This is a genomic window from Flavobacterium bomense (genome assembly GCF_003970355.1).
This window is the reverse complement of sequence record NZ_RYDJ01000250.1, coordinates 1-1,084: the sequence shown is the minus strand read 5'-3', so window position 1 is coordinate 1,084 and position 1,084 is coordinate 1. Positions and strand designations below refer to the sequence as shown.

At 36.5% G+C, this 1,084-nt stretch carries 1 protein-coding gene and 1 pseudogene; both read right to left on the bottom strand.

Annotated elements, in window-relative coordinates; translation table 11 throughout:
* Positions 1 to 541: MFS transporter (locus EKL98_RS17100; RefSeq protein ID WP_126563248.1), on the bottom strand; the 541-nt coding region annotated here is incomplete at its 3' end.
* An 87-nt stretch (positions 542 to 628) separates the two neighbouring features.
* Positions 629 to 1,084: pseudogene (locus EKL98_RS17095) on the bottom strand (single-stranded-DNA-specific exonuclease RecJ); the annotation flags it as partial.

The following is a 1,084-nucleotide window of genomic DNA, read 5'->3' as shown; positions in this document are numbered from 1 at the left end:
GTACTCCTATAAAAGTAATTGAAAATCCAGCAACTGCTGGCCCAACAACAGCACCAATTTGCCAGACTGAACTACTCCAAGTAGCAGCATTTGGATAGGCTTTTTTAGGAACAATTAAAGACATCAAAGAAAAGATAGTTGGCCCCAAAAACGCACGAACCAATCCTCCTAAAAAGACCAAGAAATAAATAGAATACAAAATAGTATCAGTTGACCATTCACTCACTATTCTTGGCCAAGTCAATAAAAATAACCCAAAACTAATGATAGAAAATCCTAGAATACATTTCAGGAGCATTCCCTTTTTTTCTTTCTGATCCACAATATGTCCTGCGAACAAAGCCATCCCAATTGCAGGGATTACTTCCATTAGCCCAATCATTCCAAGCGAAAGCGCACTTTTAGTCAAACTATATACTTCCCATTCGATGATAATAAATTGCATCGACCAGTCAAAAACCATATCAAAGCGCAACAACATAAACATATTGAATTCTCTAAAACGCAACGCTGCGTAAGGATCTCTAACTTTAACTTTCATATGTAGTTACTATTTTTTTTACAGAATATGGTCTTGCCACGCTTCCATATTGTTTATTATTTTGGAATCGTGGCGATTTCATAATATCTACTTAATATCTTTCAACCGCACTTGAACGGAAGTTTTACCATTCCATTCATTCTCATCTATACAATACACCGCTTCAAACGGCTTTTTATTCGCTGTCAATTCCATTTTATTACCCAATCCAAAACCAATCGCCGCCATTCCATCCGAATTATTTTGACGTACAAATAGTTTTAAATGTTCTTCATCGGCTCCCAATTTTTGAGCGTAGCCCGTATCAGTTACATTTTTGGTAAGGAAAACGGGTGTCATATTTTGTGGGCCAAAAGGTTCGAATTGTTTCAAAATCCGAGTCAATTTTGGAGTGATATCCGTCAGATTAATTTCGGCATCTATCGAAATTTCAGGTGTCAGCATATCAGGATGAATGGTTCTTTCGACTTCTTTTTCAAAAGCTTCTTTGAAAGCTAAATAATTTTCTTCCAATAAAGTCATTCCCGCCGCATACATATTTCC